The 6,487-nt window shown below is 43.3% G+C and carries 6 protein-coding genes and 2 tRNA genes; 4 read left to right on the forward strand and 4 right to left on the reverse strand.

Annotated elements, in window-relative coordinates:
* Window positions 1-91: 91 nt before the first annotated feature.
* The 4 genes from AB4623_RS20375 to AB4623_RS20390 all read right to left on the reverse strand — a co-directional run bounded on the left by AB4623_RS20375 (window position 92) and on the right by AB4623_RS20390 (window position 3,599).
* A tRNA-Gly gene (locus tag AB4623_RS20375) sits at window positions 92-167 on the reverse strand.
* A gap of 46 nt (window positions 168-213) precedes the next feature.
* A tRNA-Cys gene (locus AB4623_RS20380) sits at window positions 214-287 on the reverse strand.
* Between the two features lie 199 nt (window positions 288-486).
* The gene (gene viaA, locus AB4623_RS20385) at window positions 487-1,932 is read right to left on the reverse strand and encodes an ATPase RavA stimulator ViaA (protein WP_017064542.1); all 1,446 of its coding nucleotides are present in this window, start codon (window positions 1,930-1,932) and stop codon (window positions 487-489) included.
* Window positions 1,933-1,943: 11 nt separating this feature from the next.
* Window positions 1,944-3,599, reverse strand: a complete 1,656-nt coding sequence (locus AB4623_RS20390; RefSeq protein ID WP_017067123.1) for an ATPase RavA domain-containing protein — start codon at window positions 3,597-3,599, stop codon at window positions 1,944-1,946.
* Window positions 3,600-3,887: 288 nt separating this feature from the next.
* Here AB4623_RS20390 and AB4623_RS20395 point away from each other — a divergent pair, with 288 nt between their 5' ends.
* The 4 genes from AB4623_RS20395 to AB4623_RS20410 all read left to right on the forward strand — a co-directional run.
* On the forward strand, window positions 3,888-4,403 hold the full coding sequence (locus AB4623_RS20395) for an NUDIX hydrolase (protein WP_017062564.1): 516 nt from the start codon (window positions 3,888-3,890) through the stop codon (window positions 4,401-4,403).
* A gap of 39 nt (window positions 4,404-4,442) precedes the next feature.
* Window positions 4,443-5,447, forward strand: coding sequence for a low-specificity L-threonine aldolase (gene ltaE / locus AB4623_RS20400; RefSeq protein WP_372147293.1), 1,005 nt, complete (start codon window positions 4,443-4,445; stop codon window positions 5,445-5,447).
* 89 nt (window positions 5,448-5,536) lie between these two features.
* Window positions 5,537-5,854 carry a cytochrome c gene (locus tag AB4623_RS20405; RefSeq protein WP_017064539.1) on the forward strand — a complete coding sequence of 106 codons (318 nt, stop codon included), beginning with the start codon at window positions 5,537-5,539 and terminating at the stop codon, window positions 5,852-5,854.
* 137 nt (window positions 5,855-5,991) lie between these two features.
* Window positions 5,992-6,487: IS5 family transposase (locus tag AB4623_RS20410; protein WP_372147294.1), on the forward strand; the 496-nt coding region annotated here is incomplete at its 3' end.

The following is a 6,487-nucleotide window of genomic DNA, read 5'->3' on the forward strand; positions in this document are numbered from 1 at the left end:
ACCACCAGGGCACGCAATTTTTTATTGCGATGCCGATTACTGAAAAGTAAAACACCATCTTAATGTCAAAATGAATCAACACTACAAAATTTGGAGCGATACATCGGGTTCGAACCGATGACCTCAACCTTGGCAAGGTTGCGCTCTACCAACTGAGCTAGTATCGCATTTTCATTCTTAATATCTCTTAACTTATCAAGCTAAGAAAAAGAATGGAGGCGCCTCCCGGAGTCGAACCGAGGTCCACGGATTTGCAATCCGCTGCATAGCCACTCTGCCAAGGCGCCTTTTTAATTCAACACTTTAGGGACTTAAGTAAGCCGCACCGCTGTGTTCGGGTGCCTACTTTACGGATTGAGGGGAGATAGTCAAACAAAAAAGTGAATTTAAATTCCGTTTGCTGACATTTAAATCAAATTGCTGCATGTTCGATCTCTTTAATCAAAAAACACACAGCAAAATCGAGTTAAACAAGATGTTCTAGCGCTACCACTTCTTCATAAAACGACCGACAAGACTCGGATGATACGCCCAGCAGTGGTCAAACATAGTCATAAGTTGAGGGTTGCCATACTTAGAAAGACTAACTGCATGGAAACGGTTTTTGTGTTCTTTCAACTTTTCAACCTGAGCAATCATTTCGTCTGATTGTTTAGGTGCAATAAAGTCAGAAAGTACGATTAAATCGGCATTCTTGTATTTATCACCCGTCATCAAGTCAATCGACTTCATAAGAACAGGTTCCAAATCCGTACCACCGTGGAATGAGTAACTTAGGAAGTCGCTCGCTTCACGAAGGCCATCCTGCCTTGTTAACTCATAGGTAATCTGCTCAGAAGAAAAAAGAATCACATAACAGTCTCTCTCTTCTGCAAGAGCAATTTGCATTAAGGCATAAGCCATTGCTTTAGCAGACTGCTCAGGGAAACCACTCATAGAACCCGAAGCGTCCACACAGACGATAAACGGGCCCTTTTCAATATCGATGTTCTTGCTATCTGGTTTTTGCGCCTTCACTTTGCGTAACGTGCGTGATTTACCTTGCGAGCGATAGCTCAGTAAACGCTTGTCGGCCAAGTGCTTGTAAAAGATAACCTCAAGTTCAGGATAAGCTAAGAACATGGTTTCGTTTGGCAGCATCTTGTTAAGGTCATCACTTTCATGAATCCCGACAATATCATCGACCGCTTCATCGCTTTTCTCTTCAACCACCTGCAATTCTTCTACAGGGGCTTTGTGTAGCGAAGGATCATCTTCCTCACCAGCCATACGGCCTAGCTTTTCAGCGATCTCTTGCAAGCCCTTGTGCTTATTCAAGAACTCAGCATGACGTTTCATGATGGTAAGGTCTGTTTTGCTTAATTTGGCAGAAGCCATGTCCCACAAGCGCCCTACACTGCCTTCATCACCCGACTCAGTCACTTTATCCATGTTTTTCATGGTTTCCATGCGCTGATAAAGATCGGCTAAGACTTTTTCTTTGCTTGTTTCAAGTTCAGTTACTTGAGCTTGTTTAATCGCATCAGAAAGTGATTGGTACCATTGGTCGCAAAAGTAGTGTGGAAACATCGCGTTATAAACACCCTTGTTGTTCTCCATAAGGCGTCGAGCTTGTAGATAAAACGCTGAGTGCCACTCGAGCTTTTTGATAACACTGTCTATCTCATCAAAGAACTGAGGTTCATCCCAGTAAATCACTTCTTGATAAAGGGCGATTTCCTCTTGGAATCGATCAGTTTCACACACCTTGGTGACGCGTTTTTTTACTTTACCGCGCCATTTGACTAAGTGGTTTTTCACTGATGTTTTCACACCTTTGTTCTCTGCAGCCATCATGACTTGAGAACGAGCGATGAGATCATTCATCGCGGTATCAATGATTCCTGAATCAGCCACCATCAAAGCGAGGTTTAAGCCGTCTGCTCCTAACATATGCTCTCCTCTTACTCGAAGTACTGGCTCATAAACTTAATACGCTGAGCGATCTTGGCACTCTTCACTTTCGTGGTTTCAAGATCTTGCGTTACCGATTGCAAACTTGCTTCCATCGCTTTTGGTAAATCAGGGTCAATATAGTTATGAGGTAATGCATCATGGAATTCAGTACGAACGCGTTTTAACTTGAATTCAGCTTCAGTTAACTGTTCTAAGGCTTTCTCAGCGCCACTCAACCACTTGTTGTACAGTTCTTGGTCTAAACCGTCAGTAGTAACCACACTCACCAATACAGAGCGATTGGCGATGTCTTTAATCACTAATTGGTTTGATGCATCCAAGTCGAGTTTTAAACGGCATAGGTTTTTATTTTCGTTTACGTAACCGTAAATATCACCGTGACCTTCTTTAAGAACACGATCAAAATCGTCTTTGGCTACGTATACCCAACGGCTATCGCCTTTCTCAGATTCAGAAACCGACATGTTGCTTTGCAGCATAACCAGTTTCACTAGATTGTAAGCACTGCCCACACTGTACATTTTCGCGTTCTTGATGTCATTCTGGTAAACATCTTTACGCAACAAGCCACTGGTTGACTCCATAGAAAGTGACACCGACAACGTTGATTCAACATCGTCTTGAATCTCTTCTAACTCTTCACGAGACATTTCAATTTGAGCTTTCGACTCTTGTTGATCAAACGCTCGGTTCAATGCAAAGTCTTTCACCACGCTACGAACCACATCACGTGATTCTGGGCTATGCCACAAACAATCTTGCAGAAGCATAATATCCAGCGGGTTCACGCTATCGCGACCACTAAAGAACGCACTCGCTTTCAATAGTTTAACGGCCTTCTTCCAGCGTCTGTCTGATACATACAATTCTGACTCTGAAGCAGAGCCTTGCTTCTTAACCGTCTCTTCAAGCATGGTTTTTAGTTCAAACAACTTATCAAACGAATTGTCTGTCAGTTCCAGCTTATCGAGCTCTTTCTGCCATTGATGGTATTCAATGTCCGTAATCGCCAAACCTTTTGGAATTACCGCTTCTTGAGAAGTACCCGTCGTCAGCATCGATTTGAAGTTTTGTTTGTTTTGAATACGGTTCACGAACACGCGTACCAACATACGGTCATAAAGTGCTTCCAAGCCGCTGTCTTCATCTGGAAGTTCGTTGGATGCCGATACTAGTAGACGCATCGGTACACGTTCAATATCACTGCCGTTTTTGAAAGTCTTTTCGTTAACGACAGTAAGTAGCGTGTTTAGGATTGCAGGGCCGGCTTTCCAGATCTCATCGAGGAAGACGACTTGTGCAGTTGGTAGGTAGCCTTCGGTTAGTCTTACGTAACGACCGTTGTCTTTTAATTCTTGGATACTTAGTGGGCCGAACACTTCCTCGGGAGTAGAGAAACGAGTCATCAAATATTCGAAATAGCTGCTGTTATCAAAAGCCTGAATGAGACGTTTCGCGATAAGGCTTTTTGCGATGCCCGGAGGGCCTAATAGAAACACGCTTTCACCAGCCAAAGCAGCCAGTAAACAAAGCTTAATGGTGTCTTCTCTTTCGTAGACACCATCAGACAGAGCATGCGCTAATTTATTGATTCTTTCAGAGAGTAGCGCCTTGTCAGCATGTGAAGAAATAGAAGGGTTCATGCGTTACTCCGAAAATCTTTGAACAGTTGAGAGTGTAGAATTGTTTTTATACATTTGTTAGCGCTTTGTTACAAGTGCATTTTATTATTGAGTTGCATTTATATCAGATGGTTACGTCGGTAATTTTGGCGCAATCATAGATTCCAATTATGAGAGTAACATCACGAACGGCGTGAAACTAAATCTATTGCTAACCCTAATTTTTCTTTTATTTTCGACACCATAGACGTTATGGTGGTGCACGTCTTCCGTTATACGAAAAATTGGCAAGGAATGTGGCCAGACTGCATGAGTAAAGTTATCCATAAATGGAAAAGTATTTCTCTCATAGAAGAGAACGTGACGCTCCCTACGAACGTCGTGGTAAAACATACAACAATAAACCACCCTGGCGCGGCAGTTATTCTTCCTATCACTTCGTCTGGAAAAATCATCCTCATTAACCAGTTCCGCCCTTCTCTAAAGAAATGGCTTTTGGAACTACCCGCAGGCACGATGGAAATAGATGAGACACCTCTTCAATGTGCTCAGCGCGAATTGGAAGAAGAAACAGGTTACAGTGCAACTTCTTTTCAAAGCTTGGGGCAAGTCACCCCTTTGGCTGGCTTCTGTGATGAGATACAACATCTGTTTGTCGCAAAAGACTTAAGCCTCACTACCCGCTTTGAATGCGATGACGATGAAGTAATAGAAGTGATCGAACTGAGTTTAGAAGAACTGCACGATAAAATACGACACGATCAAATCACTGATACCAAAACTATCGCTTGTTTAAGTAAAGCCCAACTATGTGGCCATCTATAGCCAATTATATGGCTACCTAAAGTATTCTAGGAGAGAAACATGGACTTTCGTTCTGATACCGTAACTAAACCTTCGCAAGCTATGCGTGACGCAATGGCAAACGCAGAAGTGGGCGATGATGTTTATGGCGATGACCCAACCGTCAACGAACTAGAACAGTGGGCAGCAAATGAGACAGGCTTTGAAGCGGCAATGTTTACCTCTTCAGGTACACAAGCCAACCTTCTTGGCTTAATGGCGCACTGTGAGCGTGGTGATGAATACCTATGTGGTCAACAGGCGCACAACTACAAATACGAAGCCGGTGGCGCGGCGGTATTGGGCTCGATTCAACCTCAACCAATCGAGAACAACCCAGACGGCACTTTAGATTTTAAAAGGCTTGCTGCTGCGATTAAGCCAGACGACAGCCACTTTGCTCGTACTAAGCTTCTTAGTTTAGAAAACACGATCAATGGTAAAGTGCTGCCAATGTCTTACCTAGCGGAAGCTCGTGAGTTCGTAAACCAACATGGTTTACAGATGCACTTAGACGGTGCACGCGTATACAATGCGGCAGTCGCGTTAGACGTTCACATTAAAGAGATCGCGCAACACTTCGATTCGATGACGATTTGTTTATCTAAAGGTTTAGGTGCTCCGATTGGCTCTCTGCTACTTGGTAGTAAAGAGTACATCGCTAAAGCACGTCGACTACGTAAAATGGTTGGTGGCGGTATGCGTCAAGCAGGCATTCTTGCTGCAGCAGGTAAAATGGCACTGACTGAGAACGTTGCTCAACTTAAAGCTGACCACGAGAACGCGAAAAACCTAGCGATCGGCCTAAGCAAGTTAGAAGGCTTTTCTGTTAACCCTGATTTCATTCAAACTAACATTGTGTTTGCTAAATTAGATGAATCAGTAGATATCAACCGCATCGCACGAGAGCTAGGTGAACAAGGTATTACTATGTCACCAGGTAATCCTGTTCGCTTTGTTACTCACCGTGATATTAGTACAGAAGACATTGCTCGATTCCTAACGGAATTAGAAAAAGCGCTGTAACTCTCAGCAAAGTTCTCATCTATCGCTATTAATACTTGAGCTTCCCCTAAGGGGAAGCTTTATACTTTTGTTTTCACAGGAGTATATACGTGTACAACAAGTATCTAATCTTACTAACTGCTTCCCTCTCTTTCACACTTCACGCAGACAACTTTGGTGATCCAGAACTCGGTAAACTGAAATCCCCGAGTTGTGTTTTTTGCCATTCAGTTGCTGGCGACAACACGAATAAAAACTCCCCAGACCTTAAAGGGCAAGACCGCCTCTATTTGTTCAATACTATGACAATGTATAAGAACGACCAACGTGAAGGTGCCTACGCTGACATGATGAAGGCTCAATTAAGTCGACTTTCTGAACAAGATTTAAAAGATATTGCTGCCTATTATTCTTCATTATCTAGATAGCGTTCTATTCCATATCGAGAGTTGGCTTTGTTGTGTAATTCAATCGAACTAAACCTAGAACCTACGACCTGTTCAGCTACGCCCACCCCCTCTCGTAGCTCTGTGCCTAAACCTCGTTACAATACAACCAATCATTTATTAATCGAGGCTTTCTGACCTTTTGGATTGATAAAGAGACAATAGTCGGGTGGACGCAGAGCAAACAGAATAAGCGCGCGTTTAGGCCATGTCGGTTCAATGATTTAGCTATCACGACAGCACTCATGGTGAAACGAGTTTTCTCTATGCCACTGACAGCGCTGCAAGGATTTGTAGTCTCGATATTTTGGTTAGCCCATGTGCCGTTAAGTTGTCCGCATTACACCTACATCATTCGTAGAGCCAAGCAAGTTGAGGCCTCATTTAAGACTAAAGCTAGAGGAGCAATACGGCACCTAGCCATCGATGCTACTGGCCTTAAGGTTTATGGTGAATGTGAATGGAAAGTCAAAAAACACGGGACGGATGGGAAGCGTAGAGTCTGGCGAAAGCTTCATATTGCAGTCAATACAAACACACATGAGCTCGTTGCCGCCGAGCTAAGTTTATCAACGGTTACAGATAGAGAATTACCACCGAACTTACTGAAACAAA

Source organism: Vibrio sp. 10N.222.52.C12 (genome assembly GCF_041474215.1).
GTDB classification, from domain to species: Bacteria; Pseudomonadota; Gammaproteobacteria; order Enterobacterales; family Vibrionaceae; genus Vibrio; species Vibrio crassostreae_C.